We start from the raw sequence: 18,945 nt of genomic DNA on the forward strand, positions 1-18,945 counted from the left end.
AGGAAATAGCATGGCCTTATCCCCGACTTCACCCGTGTTAGTGGCGCTTGATTACCACGATTTAAACAGCGCGCTGCATTTTGTTGATCAGATAGAGCCAGGTAGCTGTCGCCTGAAAGTGGGCAAAGAAATGTTCACCTTATTTGGCCCTCAGTTGGTCAAAACGCTGCAACAACGCGGCTTTGAAATCTTCCTCGACCTGAAATTCCATGATATTCCCAATACAACGGCCCATGCTGTCGCCGCCGCCGCCGATCTTGGTGTCTGGATGGTGAATGTGCACGCCAGCGGCGGTGCGCGTATGATGAACGCCGCCCGGGAAGCGTTAGTGCCTTTTGGGCAGCAAGCGCCGTTACTGATTGCCGTCACCGTCCTGACCAGTATGAATGCAGATGACTTGCTGGGTCTGGGTATCACGCTTTCGCCGGCAGAGCAGGCCGAGCGCCTGGCAAAGCTGACCCACGAATGTGGCCTGGATGGTGTGGTTTGTTCCGCCCACGAAGCCGCCCGATTTAAACAGGTCATTGGCAGGGACTTCACGCTGGTCACGCCAGGCATCCGCCCGGCCGGCAGCGACGCCGGCGATCAGCGTCGCGTAATGACGCCGCAGCAGGCGAAGCTCGCCGGGGTGGATTATATGGTCATTGGCCGCCCGGTTACACAGTCTGCTAACCCGGCGGCGACGCTGAAAGCCATAATCAATGATCTGGAGGCGGTAAAATGAGTCGTGACAACCCACTTGTATATTCCACAGATTCAGGCCGCATTGTGCAACCCGAACAGAAAGTGGAACGTCCTAAAGGGGACGGCATTGTCCGTATCCAGCGCCAGACCAGCGGCCGGAAAGGCAAGGGCGTTTGCCTGATAACTGGTGTGGACATGGATGACGGTGCACTGAATCTGCTGGCTGCCGAGCTAAAAAAGAAATGCGGTTGCGGCGGATCGGTGAAAGACGGTGTGATTGAAATTCAGGGCGACAAACGTGATTTACTTAAAAGCCTGCTGGAAGCCAAAGGTATGAAAGTAAAACTGGCGGGCGGTTAAATAAAAAACCGGGCGACTTGTGTAGCCCGGCTTATGGTGTAGATGCGCTGCGTAGCCGTTAATTATTTTAATTGCGGTTCTTAGTGAATCTGATGACCGATAATGCCACCTACTGCGGCGCCGCCGACTGTACCCAGCGCGCTGCCGTTGGTCAGTACTGAACCACCAATGGCACCCGCACCTGCACCAATCGCAGTATTGCGGTCACGCTTAGACCAGTTAGAACAGCCGCTTAACGCCACAACCAGGGTGGTCGCTAAGACCGCAACGGTCAATTTTTTCATTGTAATTGTCATAAACTTCTCCTTTATTGTGTTTGCAGAGGCAACACACTAAGTATAGCTTTGAAATTTTTTCAGGCCGCCTGTGCCGCATTATTACCGCATCCTTTTAGTATAAAAACGCGGACACCATGGACGATCTGTTTGTAGCGGCTGAAAAGCACCAGTAGCAGGTGGACCTGCCCGACGCCTGACAGAATTCTATTCATTTTGAAGGTTTTCCGAAGAGGGATAATTCTTAATTCTCAGCACAATTTTCCATTCATAGCTATTTTCCGCTGCTTTTTAGCCATTTGCTCCATAACGTTTTTTCTGCCTGCTCCGCAAAATGTTAAGACCTTATTCAGCAGGAGAAAAAAATGCTGGAACATCTGAAACAACAGGTTCTGGAAGCCAATCTCGATCTTCCTAAACATAACCTTGTTACCTTCACCTGGGGCAATGTCAGCGCCCTCGATCGTGAGCAGGGTTTGCTGGTGATTAAGCCTTCCGGCGTCAGTTACGATGTAATGAAAGTGGATGACATGGTAGTGGTGGATCTGGCGAGCGGAGAGGTTATCGAAGGCACAAAACGTCCTTCCTCTGACACGGCTACGCACCGGGCGCTTTATCTGGCCTGGCCCGAAGTAGGTGGAATTGTCCATACGCACTCACGCCACGCCACCATCTGGGCGCAGGCCGGTCGTGCCATTCCGGCCTGGGGAACCACACACGCGGACGACTTCTACGGTGAAATTCCCTGTACCCGCGCCATGCGTGACGAGGAGATTCAACAGCAATACGAGTGGAATACGGGTGAAGTGATTATTGAAACCTTTGCGCAGCGTGGGCTTTCTCCCACTGCGATTCCCGCCGTGCTGGTGAATTCACATGGCCCCTTCGCGTGGGGCAAAGATGCCCATGCGGCGGTGCACAGCGCGGTGGTGCTGGAAGAGGTGGCGTATATGGGATTGTTCAGTCAGCAGCTGACGGCCGGTCTTCCCCCCATCCAGCAAACCCTGCTCGATCTGCATTACTTGCGCAAGCATGGTGAAAATGCCTGGTACGGCCAGAAATAAGGTTGAGGGCGCAGCCTGGTCTGCGTCCTGATTTGCGCGTTACTCACGGCTTACGTGACGTGAAAGTCTCTTCAGTGCCCGTTATCGGTTGGCGCAGTTCTGCCAGCGAGTCGCGTGCTATCAAGAAATCATACTAATCAATTAAATGTCGTGCATCAGGGATCACTCTGGAATTTATCTTGTAAATCAATCTCTCATTTGGTCTGGCCTTACTCTGGATTAGGCTGATGTGGCGCAATTAGCGCATCAAAATAACAGAGGATGAGACAATGACCGTGATTAACCAACCCACATGCAGACTGTTTTCCGAAGCCGGACAAACCACGCAGTTAGTGGCTTATTACGAAGAAGGGAGACGTACCATGTGGATGATGTTACGCGCCCAACCGCGCCCCAGCTTTAATCATGAACTGATTGAAGAAATCATGAATCTCAGTTACGCGGCCCAGCGTTCTGGCTTGCCCATCGACTTCTGGGTCACCGGCTCGTTAGTGCCACAAATGTTTAATGCTGGTGGTGATTTGCGCTTCTTTGTGGAGTGTATCCGTAATAATCGCCGGGAAGCGTTGCGTGCCTATGCGCGCGCCTGTGTTGACTGCATTCATTCTGCCGCGCGTGGCTTTGACACCGGAGCCGTGACGCTGGCAATGATTGAGGGCAGTGCACTGGGCGGCGGTTTTGAGGCAGCGCTGGCGCATCACTTTATCCTGGCGCAAAACAACGCCCGTATGGGTTTTCCGGAGATTGCGTTTAACCTGTTTCCGGGTATGGGCGGCTATTCATTAGTCGCCCGGCGTTCGGGCATGAAGCTGGCGGAGGAGCTGATCATCGAAGGCGAATCCCACAGCGCAGAGTGGTACGAAACGCGGGGACTGGTTGACAAAGTGTTTCAGCCTGGCGACAGCTACCGTGCCACCCGGACGTTCATTGATACCTTGCGGCCCAAACTCAATGGAGTGCGCGCTATGCTGAAGGCGCGCCAGCGCGTATTGCAGCTTTCCCGCGCCGAGTTAATGGACATCACGGAAGACTGGGTCGATTACGCCTTTTCGCTTGAAGCAAAAGATATCGCCTATATGGAGCGTTTAGTCCAGTTACAAAACCGCCACACCGCATCACTGCGTAAAGCGGGTTAGGGACTTAAGCGTTTACTTGCGGGCAGGATGCTGAGCCAGCCAATGCCCAAACTGTTCGGCGGGCATTGGTTTTGCGTAGAAATAGCCTTGTCGACCATCGACGCCATTCTTCAGCACGAAGGCCTCTTCATCGGCGGTTTCTATGCCTTCGGCAATAACCTGTAAATCCAGCGCCTTGGCAACCGCAACAATCGCGCGTACCAGCGACTGGGAGACAGGGCGTTTATTCACATTGCGGATAAAACTTTGATCCAGCTTAATGGCGTTAATAGGCACTCGTGCCAGCTGTGATAACGAGGAATAACCGGTACCAAAATCATCCAGATGGACCTGGGCACCCAGCTCCTGGAACTTATGCATTAACTTCAGCGCTTCCGCTTCGTTCTCAATCAGACAGCTCTCCGTGAGTTCGATATCGATCGGGCTTTCCGTTAAACCGGCGTCAGTCAGCGCCTGCTTCAGATCGCTGTAGATCGACTGATCCATCAACTGGCGCGCGGAGACGTTGACGGCCACGCGCAGATGAATATCCTGCTGGCGCCACGCGATAATTTGTTTCAACACATTGAGCATCACCCAGCGCCCCAGCGGCACAATCAGTCCTGAATCTTCAGCATAGGGGATAAAGTCAGCAGGCGAGACCAGTCCGCGCTCGGGTGAATGCCAGCGCACCAACGCTTCGGCACTGCGAACTTTCCCGTCCGTGTCCACCTTGGGTTGGTAGTGCACCAGTAAATGGTCCTGCTCCAGCGCTTTGCGAAGATTGGTATCAAGCCACAGATATTCAAATACCCGCCGGTTCATCTCTTCAGCAAAGACGCAATATTTACCGCGATTGTTCTCTTTGGCGTGATACATCGCCGTATCGGCATTGCGGATCAGGCATTCACGATCTTCCCCATGCAGCGGCGCGATGGCAATGCCGATGGAGCAGCCGCTGTAAACTTCGATAAGGCCAATGCGGAAGGGCTGACGTAACCGATCCAGAATGCGCGTCGCCATCGCTTCCAGCGCCGCCTGGCTGGTCTGTTCTGCCAGCACTACAAACTCATCACCGCCAAGGCGTCCCAGCGTCTGGTTCTTACTCAGACAACTCAGAATAGCCAGCGACACCGCCTGCAGCAGTTGATCGCCAAACATATGGCCATAAGCGTCATTCACTTTTTTGAAATTATCCAGGTCCAGATAGACCACACCGGTTTCACTGCCTTCCGCCCGTTCCAGCGCCTGACTGATTTGCTGATGTATCGCGTGGCGGTTGGGCAGGCCGGTAATACCATCCGTATTGGCCATGACACGCAGTCGCTCCTGAGCGCGACGTTCTTCGGTAATATCCGTTCCGGAACAGATGAGGAAAATTTCATTTTTTCCGCTGCCGCTGTGAACAAACTTATTACGAAACAGAAAGAGTCGCTGTCCCTTCATCGTTTTGATCCAGCGTTCGACTTCATAAGAGTTACCATCACGGAAGAAGCCCGCAATGTTGCGACGTGACGCTGCCGCCTCCTGCTTGGTCATAAACAGCTGAAAAACATTCCGGCCAATCACATCCTGCTCATACAGGCCGGTGTACTCTTCGCTGAGTCGGTTAAAGCGCTGAATATTGCCCCGCTGGTCAAGAATGACGATAACGGAATTGGCCTCTGAAACCACCTGTTCCGCAAAGGACAGCCCCAGCGTCAGATCGCGTGCGACCGCCGATGTATCGCCCCAGGCGGATGCGGTACCGGCCCAGACGGACTGATTGATGCGCCGTCCGACAAAATGCATGGCCACCTGCTCACCATGGATTGTTAACGTCAGGTTGATACTGGAAGTAATCACTGGCATAGCTCGCAGTAAACTGCACTGGCCAGGCGTCAGCGGCACAGCAACACTCGTATTCGATGATTCATCTAAGGCAAAAAGCAGCGCATCGCTGTCCGCGCTTAACCGCCAATGAGGGCTGGTTGTACCAAACAAGGTATACAACAATGATTGCCCTTGTTCATCGGTCATGATCACTCCCTCCGGGAAGTCCATAGCTGACGTTATCTCATTATTTTAGCAACAGTATTCATCTACTGATGTCAGCACAAGATGAAAGTGTATTTATTTTACTTTCCAGAAAAAACAGGAACAAAAAACCCCGCCGAAGCGGGGCCGGCAGGCGGTTCAGCACGGACATTTACCCAGTTTTCCAGCCTGACTGGGAAAGCGGGCGTCCAGACAATAACGATGAAAGTCACGCTCGCTCATCGGCGGCAGGTCTGGATGATGCTGCCGCATGTGCTGCAGGTATTTTTGGTAGTCCTGAACGCCCACCATCAGACGAAAGCTTTGCTGTAGCCCCTGCCAGAATGCCCGCCAGCGAAAGCCAGGGCGGACGGGAGCATAGCGTAATTCGCAGCGCACAATTTGCCACGTCCCTGTTGGCCGTGTTACACGATGAATGCTGTCAGACATGGCGAATCTCCTTCCGCAACGTGGTCGCGGACTCATGCGTGGTAGGCACCTCACTGCGCAGGGCACGACGAATCACAAAAAAAGCCGCAATGAGCATGGTGACGGCGACCAGCATAAAGAACCCGCACAGGGCCGCGTTAATCTGGTTACTGAAAACGATGGTGTGCATATCGGCGACGGTTTTCGCCGGTGCGATAATCACGCCTTCATCCAGACCTTTACGGAATTTATTGGCCTGCGCCAGAAAGCCGATGGACGGTTTTTCGTGGAAAATCTTCTGCCATCCCGCGGTCATTGAGGTAATAAACAGCCAGATCGTTGGCAGAATGGTCACCCACGCATAACGCTGCTTCTTCATTTTAAACAGCACCACGGTGCCCAGAATCAGCGCCATGGAGGCCAGCATCTGGTTACCGATGCCAAACAATGGCCACAGCGTATTAATGCCGCCCAGCGGATCAATCACGCCCTGATACACAAAGAATCCCCAGCCTGCCACCGCAACGGTCGTACCCGCAAGGTTACCCAGCCAGGAGCGGTTATTGGCCATCGACGGCACCACGGTGCCCACCAGGTCCTGCACCATAAACCGACAGGCACGCGTACCGGCATCGACGGCAGTCAGAATAAACAGGGCTTCAAACAGAATGGCAAAGTGATACCAGAAGGCCATCATGGCGCGACTGTTAACCACCTCGGTAATGATATGGGCCATACCGACGGCGAACGTCGGTGCGCCGCCAGCACGGGACAGAATGGAGGCTTCACCTACATCCCGTGCAATTCCACTTAACATCTCCGGTGTAACGACAAAGCCCCAGCCGTTGATCACCTGGGCGGCATTTTCAACGGTGGTGCCAATCAGCGCCGCCGGGGCATTCATTGCAAAATATACGCCGGGGTCCAGCACTGAGGCGCAAATCAGCGCCATTATGGCGACAAACGACTCCATCAACATCGCGCCGTAGCCAATAAAGCGAATGTGGCTTTCCCGCTCCACGAGTTTTGGGGTGGTTCCGCTGGAAACCAGCGCATGAAAGCCGGAAATCGCCCCGCAGGCAATAGTGATAAACAGGAACGGGAACAGAGCCCCTGAGAAGACCGGGCCGGTGCCGTCAATGAAGCGGGTCACGGCGGGCATCTTCATCTCTGGCATGGCGAACACGATACCTACAGCCAGACCAACGATGACGCCAATTTTCAGAAAGGTCGAGAGGTAGTCCCTCGGTGCTAACAGCAGCCACACCGGTAATACCGATGCGATAAAACCATAAATGACCAGCACCCAGGTCAGTGACGTGCCTTTCAGGGTAAAGAACGGCCCCCAGTAGGGATGTTGTGCGACATCGCCACCGTAAATAATGGCCGCCATCATCAGCACAAAACCAATCAGTGAGACTTCAGCAATTTTACCGGGGCGCAGAAAGCGCATGTAGATGCCCATAAACAGCGCGATAGGGATCGTTGCGGCAATGGTAAACAGGCCCCAGGGGCTGTTCGCCAGTGCCTTCACCACCACCAGCGCCAGCGCGGAAAGGATAATAATCATCACGCCCAGCGCACCCAGCATAGTGATGACGCCAGCGAAGGCCCCCAGCTCCTGACGGGCCATTTCGCCCAGTGAACGGCCATCGCGTCGGGTCGAGATAAACAGCACCAGGAAATCCTGAACCGCACCGGCCAGCATCACGCCGACCAGAATCCAGATCGTGCCAGGTAAAAAGCCCATCTGCGCGGCCAGAATCGGACCGACCAACGGGCCCGCACCGGCGATAGCGGCAAAATGGTGACCAAACAGCACCCATTTGTTGGTGGGGACGTAGTCCAGACCGTCGCTGAGACGTTCAGCAGGCGTCAGGCGACGATCGTCGAGTTCGAAAATGTTGCGGGCGATAAAGAGGCTGTAAAAACGATAGGCAATGCTGTAACAGGCGACTGCGGCAACCACCAGCCAGACTGCGTTGACGTGTTCGCCGCGATTAAGCGCCAGCATCGCGAACGCGCCCGCGCCAGTTAACGCCACCGCTAACCAGATCACGCCGGTTTTGACGTTCTTCATAACTCACTCCTTGTAGAGACCGAATGGAAGGCGATCGAATACAACGAGCTAACGTTAATGTAATGGAATGTAAGTGAAAGTTAATAAGGAGAGAACTGTGAAGCGCAGTGCAAATTTAGCGTGTGCGGAAGCGGTACGTCAGGAATGAGCGGGACAGGCTATCCTGTCCCGCTGGATAATAATCAGGCTGCGGGGCGAGCGACGACGCTGCGGGTTTCCATACGCACTTCGGCGATGGTCACGTCGATCACATCGGTCACGCGGTAAACCACTTCACCTTTGATCTGCACTGTGCCGCTTTCCTGGCTGCATACCAGTTCGTCACGAACGGAGTGCAGGAACGGAGCAGGGATAAACGCCACTGCGCCATTCTCCAGCAAACGCACGCGCATGCCACCACGGGAAATATCGATAATTTCCGCGCTGAATTTACGATCTGTCGCCGCAAAAGGTGACAGGTAACGGGCATAAAGCCAGTCGCCCACGTCACGCTCGGCCATGCGGTTAAGACGGCGGCGCTCGCTCATGGTGACCGTGACAGCGTCATCGGGCCGGGCGATCGACTCACCACGCACGATGGCTTTCAGCAGGCGATGGTTGATCATGTCGCCAAATTTACGAATCGGTGAGGTCCAGGTCGCATAGGCTTCCAGGCCCAGACCGAAGTGCGGGCCAGGTTCGGTGGTGATTTCCGCATACGTCTGGAAACGACGAATACGGCTGTCCAGGAACTGGGTCGGCTGGGCATCCAGCTCCCGGCGCAGCACACGGAAACCGTCCAGCGTGGTAATCGCTGAAGGATCTGCCGTAATCCCATGTGTCGACAGCACGGCGGCGGCCTGCTCGGCGTTGGCAGTATCGAAGCCTGCATGGACGTTATAGATCCCAAAGCCCAGCTTATCGCGCAGCACCTCGGCCGCACAGATGTTGGCCAGAATCATGGCTTCTTCAACGATTCGGTTGGCAATGCGACGCGGTTCAGCGACGATATCCAGCACTTCGCCTTTCTCGCCCAACAGGAAGCGGTAATCCGGGCGATCTTTAAACACCAGCGCGTGGGCCTGGCGCCATTCGCCGCGAGACAGGCACAATTGATGCAGCAGGCGGATCTGATTCGCAATCGCGTCATTCTGCGGCTGCCACTCGCCGCTGTTCTCCAGCCAGTCAGAAACCTCGTCGTAGACCAGTTTGGCTTTCGATTCGATCCAGGCCGCGAAGAAGTGCACATCAGACAGGCTGCCGTCCTGCGCCACGGTGACGCGACAGGCCAGTACCGGGCGACGCACATCAGGGCGCAGGGAGCAGACATCATCGGAAAGCTCGCGCGGCAGCATCGGAATATTAAAGCCCGGCAGGTAGTTGGTGAACGCACGTTGCGCGGCCAGCTTATCCAGCTCGCTGCCTTCAGCCACGTAAGCGGTCGGATCGGCAATGGCGACTGTCAGGCGCAGGGCATTGTCTTCCAGCGCCTCAACGTAGAGCGCATCGTCCATATCTTCTGTGCTGGCGCTGTCGATGGTCACGAAATCCAGCGCGGTCAGGTCTTCACGCTGCAGGTTTTCGTCCAGCATCTCGCCAAAACCCATTTCAGGGGCCTGGCGCTCCAGATTGTGACGTGACAGTGTCACCCACCACGGCGCAAGGTGGTCGTCTGCGCTGACAATAAATTCGGTCAGTTCGGCATAAAAGCCGCGGTCACCCTTTAACGGATGACGTCGCATTTCCGCGACGGCCCAGTCGCCCTGTTGGAAATCGTGGGTCAGCCCACGTACCGGACGGCACTGAATGGCCTCTTTCAGCAGGGGATGATCGGGCACGATAGAAAGACGATCGTCTTTTTTCTGCACACGGCCTACAAAACGGCTCAGGAAAGGCTCGACCAGCGTTTCTGGTTCTGCGCTTTCACGATCTTTATCGGTGTGGATGACGGCAATAATACGGTCGCCGTGCATCACTTTCTTCATCTGCGGGGGCGGGATGAAATAACTTTTTTGTGCATCGACTTCCAGAAAGCCGAATCCCTTTTCGGTGCCTTTTACAACGCCTTCTGCACGCGGCGTTTGTGAATGGAGCTTCTCTTTAAGCTGCGCAAGCAGCGGATTATCCTGGAACATGATTTTTACGTTTCGTGGCCTAATAGCGGCTGACAGTTTTACGCGAATCGCGGTCCCGCGGCAAGGCAAAAAGCCGGACGAACCGGCTTTTTGCCTGGAGCAAAGCCTGAATCAGGCAATGCGTTGGGTGACCGTTGCCTGCGACAATTCCAGCTTAACCGGCACCGATTTCGAGGTTGGCGTACCGCTAATATCACCGTAGCTGTTCAGCGGAACCAGCGGGTTGGTTTCTGGATAATAGGCCGCCAGGTTGCCACGCGGGATGTTGTAAGGCACCAGCTTAAAGCCGCTCACGCGACGTGTTACGCCATCATTCCACAGGGTTTCAATGTCAACATTCTGGCCTTCGCTGAAGCCTAATGCCGCCATATCGTCCGGGTTGATAAAGACGACTTCACGCTGACCGTAAACGCCGCGATAGCGGTCATCAAGGCCGTAAATCGTCGTGTTGTACTGATCGTGCGAACGCAGGGTTTGCAGCGTGAAGGGCACCTCCTGATCCAACTGCGGAAACAGCGAGTCAGGCAGCGCGGCAGGGCTGAACTCGGCCTTACCGGTCGGCGTGTTGAAGCGCAGTTCGGCGGCGGCATTACCCAGATAGAACCCACCAGGCTGATCGCATTTGCTGTTAAAGTCGGCAAAGCCAGGAATCGTGGCTGCGATGTGATCGCGAATCAGGTTGTAGTCCGCCGCCAGATCCAGCCACTTCACCTTTTCATCGCCCAGTACCGCATGCGCAATGCTGGCGACAATCGACGTTTCTGAACGTTGTGTATCCGCCAGCGGAATACCCACGCCTTCAGACGCGTGCACCATGCTGAAGGAATCTTCCACGGTAATATACTGATTGCCCGTCGCCTGCAAATCGCGCTCGGTGCGGCCCAGCGTAGGCAGAATCAGGCCCTCATGACCGGGAACCAGATGGCTGCGGTTCAGTTTGGTACTGATATGCACGGTCAGGCCACAACGTGACAGCGCTTCTTCGGTGCGCGGTGAATCCGGTGCCGCCGCCGCCAGGTTGCCACCCAGCGCGATAAGCACTTTGATTTCGTCACGCAGCATGGCATTCAGTGCTTCAACGGTGTTATGACCTGCCGCACGCGGTGGCTCAAAATTGAAGTGCTGACCCAGCGCATCCAGGAACGGTTTTGCCGGTTTCTCATCAATGCCCATGGTGCGGTTACCCTGCACATTACTGTGACCACGAACAGGGCACAGACCCGCACCTTTTTTACCTAACTGGCCAAACAGCAACTGCAGGTTAGTAATTTCGCGCACGGTATCGACGGAGTGTTTGTGCTGAGTGATACCCATCGCCCAGGTACAGATGACCCGATCGGCGCTCTGGTAAATCGCTGCCGCTTCACGGATCTGCGCTTCAGTCAGGCCGGACTGCGCCACAATCTGCATCCAGTCGGTGTTATCCACGGCGTCAAAGTAGGCTTCAACGCCGTGCGTTTTGGCATTCAGGAACGCCTGATCGAACAGGCCGCTTTCGCCTGCCGCAATGCGCGCGCGATGCGTTTCCAGCAGGGCTTTAACCATGCCGCGCACCGCGGCCATATCGCCACCCAGGTGCGGCTGATAATAGGCCGAGCTGATGGTACCGGCTTTCGAGGTCACAATTTCCAGCGGCTTCTGCGGATCGGCGAACCGTTCCAGACCGCGTTCGCGCAGCGTATTAAAGGTCACAATTTTTGCACCGTGATCGGCAGCGTGACGCAGGCTGTGCAACATGCGTGGATGGTTAGTGCCCGGGTTCTGTCCAAAAACAAAAATCGCATCCGCGTGGTCAAAATCATCCAGACGAATCGTGCCTTTACCCACGCCAATGCTGCGCTTCAGTCCCGCACCGCTGGCTTCGTGACACATGTTCGAGCAGTCAGGGAAGTTATTGGTGCCCAGCATGCGGCCAAACAGCTGATAAAGCCATGACGCTTCATTACTGGCGCGACCTGAGGTGTAAAGCTCCATCTGGTCTGGATTGTCCATCGCTTTGATGTGCTGCGCGATAAGCGCATAGGCGTCATCCCAACTGATGGGCTCGTAGTGATCGGTTTCACGGTTGTAGCGCAGGGGATGCGTCAGGCGGCCCTGATACTCCAGAAAATAATCGCTTTGAGCATAGAGCGTGGTCACGCTGTGTTTCGCAAAGAAGTCGGCATCCACAACGCGGCGTGTCGCTTCCCAGGTTACCGCTTTCGCTCCGTTTTCACAAAAGCTGAAAGTACTTTTATTGTCATCGCCCCAGGCACAGCCCGGGCAGTCAAAGCCACGCGCCTTGTTCATGCGCATGAGATTGCGCAGGTTTTTCAGGGCAGCTTTACTGTCGAAAACAAAACGTGTCGTGGCTTCCAGTGAACCCCAGCCACCCGCGGCGGCGCGGTATGGTTTAATTTGGCGCTTAAATTTCATCATAGGTGCAGGCTTATTTTTTTGTTGGACGAATGTTGCAAGGATATATCCTGATAGTGAAGATTAGTGTGCGTTCGACGACATAGCTTGTCTAATTGATTGACTTAATGGTGCGATAGGTCGCGTTTATCGTGACGGCACAACAACTGTGATGCTGTTCATATTTTACCCTTTCATAACTTCTCCGTATCAGGTGTTATCGGCACATCGCGCTAATACTTGCTGTTTATGACACAAAAAGGCGCGAAACCATGAAACACATGACCAGCCAGATTCATGCATTTGGCAAGGCGTTGATGATGCCTATTTCGGTGATCGCGGCAGCCGGTATTTTTCTGGGGCTGGCCGCGGCCATGCAGAACCCCGCAGTGACGGGGGAAGCCTTTGCGCAAATGCAGGTGGCCCAGCTCATTATCGGTTTTATTCGCAAAGTCGCAGGAGCGCTGTTTGCCAATCTGCCCCTGTTCTTTGCCGTCGCCAGTGCGATTGGTCTGGCAAAAGCCGAGAAACCGACCGCCGCCTTTGCGGCGGTGATTGGCTATATCGCCATGAACGTGGGGATTAATGCGACGCTGGCCGCAAAAGGCATAACGGCGGCCACCACGACGCCTCAGGCGCTGCAACAGGCGGGACTGGATCAAACGACCGCCATGATGACCTCGGCGGAATATATCCAGATGCTGGGGATTTTTACCTACAACATGAGCGTGCTGGGCGGGGTGGTGGCCGGCCTGCTCACCGTAATGTTGCACAATCGTTTTTATACGCAGCAACTTCCTACAGCGATCAGCTTCTTTGGCGGCCGACGTTTTGTGCCCATTGTCACCGTCGTGGTTCTGCCGCTGGTAGGTGTATTGCTGGCGCTGATCTGGCCAACTCTTGGAGAGGGCATCGCCTGGGTGGGGCAGATGATTGGCCACAGTGGTCAGTACGGTGCATTTCTGCTGGGGGCGGCTGAACGCCTGCTGATTCCCACCGGGCTGCACCATATTCTCAATGAAACGGTCCGCTTTACGCCGATTGGCGGTATGGCGGTTGTGGACGGACAGACCCTTGTCGGCGCATTGAATATTTTCAATGCCTCGCTGACACATCCTGGCCTCATCCCGGATGCCACGCTGCGAACGGCTACCCAGTTCCTGGCGCAGGGAAAAATACCGGTGATGATGTTCGGGCTGCCTGCTGCAGCACTGGCGATCTATCACACCGCACGTCCGGAGCATAAACAACGCGTGAAAGCGCTGGTGCTGGCCGGCGCGCTGACCTCCTTTACCACCGGGATCACCGAACCCTTGGAGTTCTGCTTTATTTTTGTGTCGCCCGTGCTCTATGTGTTGCATGCGTTTTTGACCGGCCTTTCATTTATGTTGATGTCAATGCTGCATCTGATGATTGGCAACGTGCAGGGCGGCATTATCGACCTGGTGGTCTTCGGTGTGCTGGGTGGCAGTAAAACCCACTGGTGGTGGACGCTGGTGCTTGGCGTGATCTACGCACCGATCTATTACTACGGGTTCCGTTTTGTCATTACCCGCATGAATGTTGAAACACCGGGACGGGAAACCGAGGAGGAAAAACCGCAGGTCGTTGATGGCAGTGAACGCACTCAGGTCATTATCAGTGGATTGGGTGGGGCTGCCAATATAGAGGACATCGATTGCTGCTTCACGCGCTTACGGGTGCGGGTAAAAGATATGAAAGAGGTGGTGGATCACACCCTGATGAGTACGGGCGCGAATGGGGTGAATCGCGTCAGTGAGCAGGATGTTCAGGTGATTTACGGTCCTCAGGTCGAAAAGATTGCGCAGGAAGTGAAGTCGACGCTTGGCGTCGGCTGACGGCGGCCTCACTGGGCGCAGCAGGTGCGCCCTCCCTGTCTGACATATTACGGCATTCCGTTCCGTTCTAAGCTCCGTTTTTATCCGTTCCCCTCACGTTCACGATTAATACAAAAAATATAAGCAATGCTTTATGTTTCATTTTGTGATCTGTGCTTGAATTTTACCGGTAACACTCTATGGTAAGAGGTGGAAAGTGCAATACACGCAATTAACAGGGGGTTATTTATGGCGAAAAACAGGTTAGTTAAAGTCGTTGAAATATCGGCAATTGTTGTTTTCACACTTGTCGTGATCTATTTACTGGCGACGGGCGTACTGTCGTCAACGGGCATTGATCACGCCTGGCCTTATCCAACGAAGTAACAACGGGCAACACCAGGGAAAACACCATAAAAAATAATAATTCTGCCAGCCTGACCTGAAAGAGTCCGGCCTGTTGCGCGCCCATTACGCCTTTCGTCTCGCCCCCAAAAGTATCTCCTGTCAGCCGGACACTCGGGCTGTATTACTGCACTCTGCCTGTGCCAGAGTCCTGAACGCACACTGACTGGCATTCTGTTGCACCCTCGGCACATAATAGACGTTCAACTGAGCGACGTTATGGCGGGCACAAAAAATCGACATTAAGCAACTCATCTACCTCTGTAACCTCGAACGCGAACGCCATTTTGGCCGTGCCGCTGAGGCGAGTTTTGTCAGCCAGCCTACCTTATCAATGCGGTTAAAAAATCTGGAACGCGAACTGGGGTTATCCCTGATCAACCGCAGCAATAACTTTGCCGGATTCACGCCAGAAGGGGATCGGGTGCTGGCCTGGGCGCGGGAAATCGTCTCCGTTTATCAGGGGCTGAAGCTGGAAGTCGAGTCACTGAAACACGGCGTTAACGGCACATTGCGGCTGGGTGTGGTACCGCAGTGCAGCGTGTCGCTGGCCCAGCTGCTCAAAGCGGTTCAGGTGCGCTATCCACAACTCGATTACCGTATTGCCGTCCTGAGCGCCGACCAGCTGCTGGAGGCGCTGAACAGTCATACGGTCGATGTCGGGATTGGTTTTTTTGAAATGGCGACGCTGCGTGAACTGCATTTTCAGGCCGCGTTGCTGGCGGACCGTGGCGTTGAAGCGGTGTTTCATCCCGGACATTTTCAGCACTTAGGCGAGGTTGAAAGCCTGGATCTGCCAACGCTGGCCCGTCAGCCGCTGTGTCTGGCTGAACCCACGCGCTATTTTCGTCGCTATCTGGATATGGCGCTGCGGGAGATGTCGCTGATGCCGCGCGTGGTGGTAGAAAGCGCCTCCATTATGCAACTGCTGCAGTGTACGCAGGTCGGGTTGGGCGTACTGGTTTCGCCACGCGGTCATCTGATGCCCGCGTCTTTACACGGACTGGAACAGCGACCTGTCATAATGCCAAAGATGGCGCGCCAGGCGGCCCTGGTGGTCGCTGAACCGGGTCGGGCAACGCCGCTGGCACAGCACTTCTATGACGAAGCGCGCAGTCATCTGGATCTTTAGCGCGCCTCACCACAGGCATAAAATAAACGGCTGTTCCAGTTTGCCCGCGCGATGGCCTGGATAAGCGCGAACTGATCGGCAACGGACCAGCCGGATTCTTGCAATGGCTGGAGATCGGCGGCGCAAAAACGTTCTGGCTGGCGGGTCAGCAGGGCGGTTAACGCGCTGACCGCCCGGTCAGCGTCGGTCAGGTTAGCATTATCAACAGTGCCAGACTGGCCGCTACAGGGCGTTAACGACGGTGGACGCCAGCGATTTCCCAGCAGGCTGGCCGCTGTAGCCTCAACCCGGGCGGTGAAGACCTTCTCCTCCTGATGATTCAACCTGTACCAATGCTCTAATAACGCCGGTGCGTGCGCCAGCAACCAGAGGGCGTCCTCTGGCGCAGACGATGTCTGGCATTGCGCCACGGCCTTATGCTGCGCCTCGCTGGCATAGCGGGGCTCAAGCGGTTTCAGGACCGGCTGCCAGACGCCGGGGGCATCGGTGGCTGGCGCATCCGGTGCAGGTGACATGCCGGGGATCCAGCGTACCGGCATGTTCAGCAGAGCATGAATACCGGCGATCACGCGTGCCTGGTAACAGACAAAGCCGACTAACTGATTAAGCGTGACAATATCGGCTTCGCTCAGACCTGCGGCGTGAAGGGCACGCACACTGTCGGCAGTAATCAGAGTGGGTTGCATGGCCAGCAGTCGGGCGTACTGGGTAATTTGTGTCAGGCGGTTATTGCTCTCGCGCGACGAGTCAGGGCCAGGCAGAGGATTGAGTCTTGCAGAGTAGTGATTGCAGAGCCGCTGAATGCCCGTAACCTGCGCCACGGTCAGCGCGCTGCTTAACCGATCGTAAAGCGTCAGCGTATGGGTCAGCGTAACGTCAACCTGGTCGGGAAACAGCAGGTCAACAATCTCATGAGCAATCTGAATGGCGGGTTGTCCGGCCTGCAACAACGGCTGAACAGAAGAGGTTTCCTGCGCTAACCCCAACAAGAACCGATCGTCGATATGCGCTGCTTCAGGAAAAAGCGGGGCAGCCGGAACGGTACGCGTACAGGTCTGGCTCTCGTAAAACCAGTGATCCTGGCCAGTATAGCGGCGTTGTTGCATCATCAGTCCTTTTGCAAAATCTGATGCGGCACATGCGGGACAGAGTCAGTGAACCGGTCGCAGGCCGCAGGGCTGACTTATCCTCGCCCACGGGCAGGGCACGGCAAAAGACCGATCGGTGATAATTAATAGCAATAAGGAATAACGAGGGCGCAGGCGGGGAAGGACAGGGCGAGCAGCGCTCGCCCATGAGGAAACTTATTTCAGTTCCAGTTCGTTCATCGCGGCGATGCTGAAACCGCCGTCGACGTGAACGATCTCGCCGGTGATACCACCCGCCAGATCGGAACACAGGAAGGCCGCAGAGTTACCCACGTCTTCGATGGTCACGGTACGGCGAATCGGGGTTACCGCTTCACAGTGAGCCAGCATCTTACGGAAATCTTTGATGCCTGAAGCCGCCAGTGTACGGATTGGACCGGCAGAAACGGCGTTCACACGCACGCCTTCTGGTCCCATGGCATTGGCCATGTAACGTACGTTTGCTTCCAGAGACGCTTTTGCCAGGCCCATTACGTTGTAGTTAGGGATAGCGCGCTCTGCACCCAGGTATGACAGCGTCAGCAGCGCTGAGTTAGGGTTCAGCATCGCACGGCACTCTTTTGCCATGGCAACAAAGCTGTAGGCACTGATGTCGTGCGCAATTTTGAAACCTTCGCGGGTTACGGCATTCACGTAATCGCCATCCAGCTGGTCGCCTGGGGCAAAACCAATTGAGTGAACGAAACCGTCAAATTTCGGCCAGGTTTTTGCCAGCTCAGCGAACAGGGACTGGATGCTTTCATCTTCTGCAACATCACATGGCAGTACGATGTCAGAACCCAAATCTTTGGCGAACTCTTCCACACGACCTTTCAGTTTGTCGTTTTGGTAGGTGAAAGCCAGTTCTGCGCCCTGTTTGTGCATCGCCTGTGCAATACCGTAGGCGATGGAAAGTTTACTGGCAACACCAGTAATCAGAATGCGCTTACCGGAAAGAAAACCCATAGCTGTAATCCTTATGGTCATGGTAGTTGGCGGTCGCGTTGTTTAAATAATAGACGACCGACGTTAATCGACGTGCGGATTCTAGCACGTCTGCCTTAAATCAGGAAAACTGCGCACAGTTTTCCACAAAACCCCGAAAAATCAACGCTCGCGTCGCCACGCTTCGGCCGTTAACGCTTCGCCGAAATGGCTGTTGATCAGACGTTTGGTCAGATCATGCAGCGGAGAAGCCAGCACGTCGGCCGTCCCGCCGCGTTCCACGACTTCGCCCTGATGCATGACCAACACTTTGTCGCTGATATGCTTCATCATCCCTAAATGTTGCGTCACGTAGATGTAGGCGATGCCGTGTTTTTCCTGCAGCTCCAGCATCAGGTTGACCAACTGTGAGCGCATGGTCATATCCAGTGAGGCTAGCGCTTCATCAGCAATAATCACTTTGGGTTGCAGAATTAATGCCCGCGCCAGGCCCAGACGCTGTTTTTGGCCTGGTGCCAGCATATGCGGATAATAACCGGCATGGTCGCGCAGTAATCCCACCTGACGCAGCGTGCCAATGATGCGTTTCTCGCGCGCCTCGGCGTCAAGATCGGTATTCAGGCGCAGCGGCAGCTCCAGAATCTGACTGACGCGCTGCCGGGGATTAAGCGACGTAGAAGGATCCTGGAAAATCATACGGATGCGCTGGCTACGGTAGCCATAATCCCCAAAGCTCAGCGCATGATCGTCAATAATGATTTCCCCCTCCGTTGGGGCAACGGTGCCGCTGAGCATTTTTGCCAGCGTTGATTTGCCGGAGCCATTTTCGCCGATGATCGCCAGCGTCTGCTTCTCCCGCAGCGTGAAGCTCACGGACTTCACCGCCTCGACATGCTGACGGCGAAACAGACCGGTGCGATAACGAAACGTTTTGCTCAGATTGCGCACTTCCAGTAGCGTTTCCATG

The 18,945-nt window shown here is 55.0% G+C and carries 16 protein-coding genes; 7 read left to right on the top strand and 9 right to left on the bottom strand.

What is annotated here, in order from left to right; all coding sequences use genetic code 11:
• Window positions 1-10 precede the first annotated feature (10 nt).
• Window positions 11-724 (top strand): orotidine-5'-phosphate decarboxylase, encoded by a 714-nt coding sequence (gene pyrF, locus GC090_RS09605; RefSeq protein WP_006119325.1) that lies wholly within the window; start codon window positions 11-13, stop codon window positions 722-724.
• Window positions 721-1,044, top strand: a complete 324-nt coding sequence (gene yciH / locus GC090_RS09610) for a stress response translation initiation inhibitor YciH (RefSeq protein ID WP_006119324.1) — start codon at window positions 721-723, stop codon at window positions 1,042-1,044. Before pyrF ends, yciH begins: the two co-directional genes overlap by 4 nt.
• Window positions 1,045-1,124: 80 nt before the next feature.
• On the opposite strand, the gene osmB is transcribed toward yciH, so the two are convergent.
• Window positions 1,125-1,340: an osmotically-inducible lipoprotein OsmB gene (osmB, locus tag GC090_RS09615; protein WP_006119323.1), complete on the bottom strand. Its 216-nt coding sequence runs from the start codon at window positions 1,338-1,340 to the stop codon at window positions 1,125-1,127.
• Window positions 1,341-1,684: 344 nt separating this feature from the next.
• Here osmB and araD point away from each other — a divergent pair, with 344 nt between their 5' ends.
• On the top strand, window positions 1,685-2,383 hold the full coding sequence (gene araD / locus GC090_RS09620; protein ID WP_006119322.1) for an L-ribulose-5-phosphate 4-epimerase: 699 nt from the start codon (window positions 1,685-1,687) through the stop codon (window positions 2,381-2,383).
• A 269-nt stretch (window positions 2,384-2,652) separates the two neighbouring features.
• On the top strand, window positions 2,653-3,519 hold the full coding sequence (locus GC090_RS09625; RefSeq protein WP_033741810.1) for a crotonase/enoyl-CoA hydratase family protein: 867 nt from the start codon (window positions 2,653-2,655) through the stop codon (window positions 3,517-3,519).
• 12 nt (window positions 3,520-3,531) lie between these two features.
• Here GC090_RS09625 and pdeR read toward each other — a convergent pair whose 3' ends face one another.
• The 5 genes from pdeR to GC090_RS09650 all read right to left on the bottom strand — a co-directional run bounded on the left by pdeR (window position 3,532) and on the right by GC090_RS09650 (window position 12,552).
• On the bottom strand, window positions 3,532-5,517 hold the full coding sequence (gene pdeR / locus GC090_RS09630) for a cyclic di-GMP phosphodiesterase (protein ID WP_039340199.1): 1,986 nt from the start codon (window positions 5,515-5,517) through the stop codon (window positions 3,532-3,534).
• Between the two features lie 156 nt (window positions 5,518-5,673).
• Window positions 5,674-5,964 (bottom strand): YbdD/YjiX family protein, encoded by a 291-nt coding sequence (locus tag GC090_RS09635; RefSeq protein ID WP_039340200.1) that lies wholly within the window; start codon window positions 5,962-5,964, stop codon window positions 5,674-5,676.
• Entirely contained in the window at window positions 5,957-8,023 is a 2,067-nt protein-coding gene (locus tag GC090_RS09640; RefSeq protein ID WP_033741806.1) for a carbon starvation CstA family protein, read from the bottom strand. Before GC090_RS09640 ends, GC090_RS09635 begins: the two co-directional genes overlap by 8 nt.
• A gap of 182 nt (window positions 8,024-8,205) precedes the next feature.
• On the bottom strand, window positions 8,206-10,137 hold the full coding sequence (locus GC090_RS09645) for an exoribonuclease II (RefSeq protein WP_324021458.1): 1,932 nt from the start codon (window positions 10,135-10,137) through the stop codon (window positions 8,206-8,208).
• A 111-nt stretch (window positions 10,138-10,248) separates the two neighbouring features.
• Complete coding sequence (locus tag GC090_RS09650) at window positions 10,249-12,552, bottom strand: FdhF/YdeP family oxidoreductase (protein WP_039341548.1); 2,304 nt, start codon at window positions 12,550-12,552, stop codon at window positions 10,249-10,251.
• A 251-nt stretch (window positions 12,553-12,803) separates the two neighbouring features.
• Here GC090_RS09650 and GC090_RS09655 point away from each other — a divergent pair, with 251 nt between their 5' ends.
• From GC090_RS09655 to GC090_RS09665, 3 genes are all read left to right on the top strand, one after another.
• Entirely contained in the window at window positions 12,804-14,390 is a 1,587-nt protein-coding gene (locus GC090_RS09655; RefSeq protein ID WP_324021460.1) for a PTS transporter subunit EIIC, read from the top strand.
• 228 nt (window positions 14,391-14,618) lie between these two features.
• Window positions 14,619-14,756, top strand: coding sequence for a hypothetical protein (locus GC090_RS09660; RefSeq protein WP_162835482.1), 138 nt, complete (start codon window positions 14,619-14,621; stop codon window positions 14,754-14,756).
• Window positions 14,757-15,009: 253 nt separating this feature from the next.
• On the top strand, window positions 15,010-15,906 hold the full coding sequence (locus tag GC090_RS09665; protein ID WP_324021557.1) for a LysR family transcriptional regulator: 897 nt from the start codon (window positions 15,010-15,012) through the stop codon (window positions 15,904-15,906).
• On the opposite strand, the gene GC090_RS09670 is transcribed toward GC090_RS09665, so the two are convergent.
• From GC090_RS09670 to sapF, 3 genes are all read right to left on the bottom strand, one after another.
• Window positions 15,903-17,012, bottom strand: a complete 1,110-nt coding sequence (locus tag GC090_RS09670) for a carboxymuconolactone decarboxylase family protein (protein ID WP_324021559.1) — start codon at window positions 17,010-17,012, stop codon at window positions 15,903-15,905. The two genes, GC090_RS09665 and GC090_RS09670, sit on opposite strands and share 4 nt — an antisense overlap.
• Window positions 17,013-17,210: 198 nt before the next feature.
• A complete protein-coding gene (gene fabI, locus GC090_RS09675) occupies window positions 17,211-17,999 on the bottom strand; it encodes an enoyl-ACP reductase FabI (RefSeq protein WP_006119311.1) in 789 nt (262 codons plus the stop codon).
• 141 nt (window positions 18,000-18,140) lie between these two features.
• On the bottom strand, window positions 18,141-18,944 hold the full coding sequence (gene sapF, locus GC090_RS09680) for a putrescine export ABC transporter ATP-binding protein SapF (RefSeq protein WP_039340210.1): 804 nt from the start codon (window positions 18,942-18,944) through the stop codon (window positions 18,141-18,143).
• Window position 18,945 lies beyond the last annotated feature (1 nt).

It is taken from the genome of Pantoea sp. JZ29 (assembly GCF_035190385.1).
GTDB classification, from domain to species: domain Bacteria; phylum Pseudomonadota; class Gammaproteobacteria; order Enterobacterales; family Enterobacteriaceae; genus Pantoea; species Pantoea stewartii.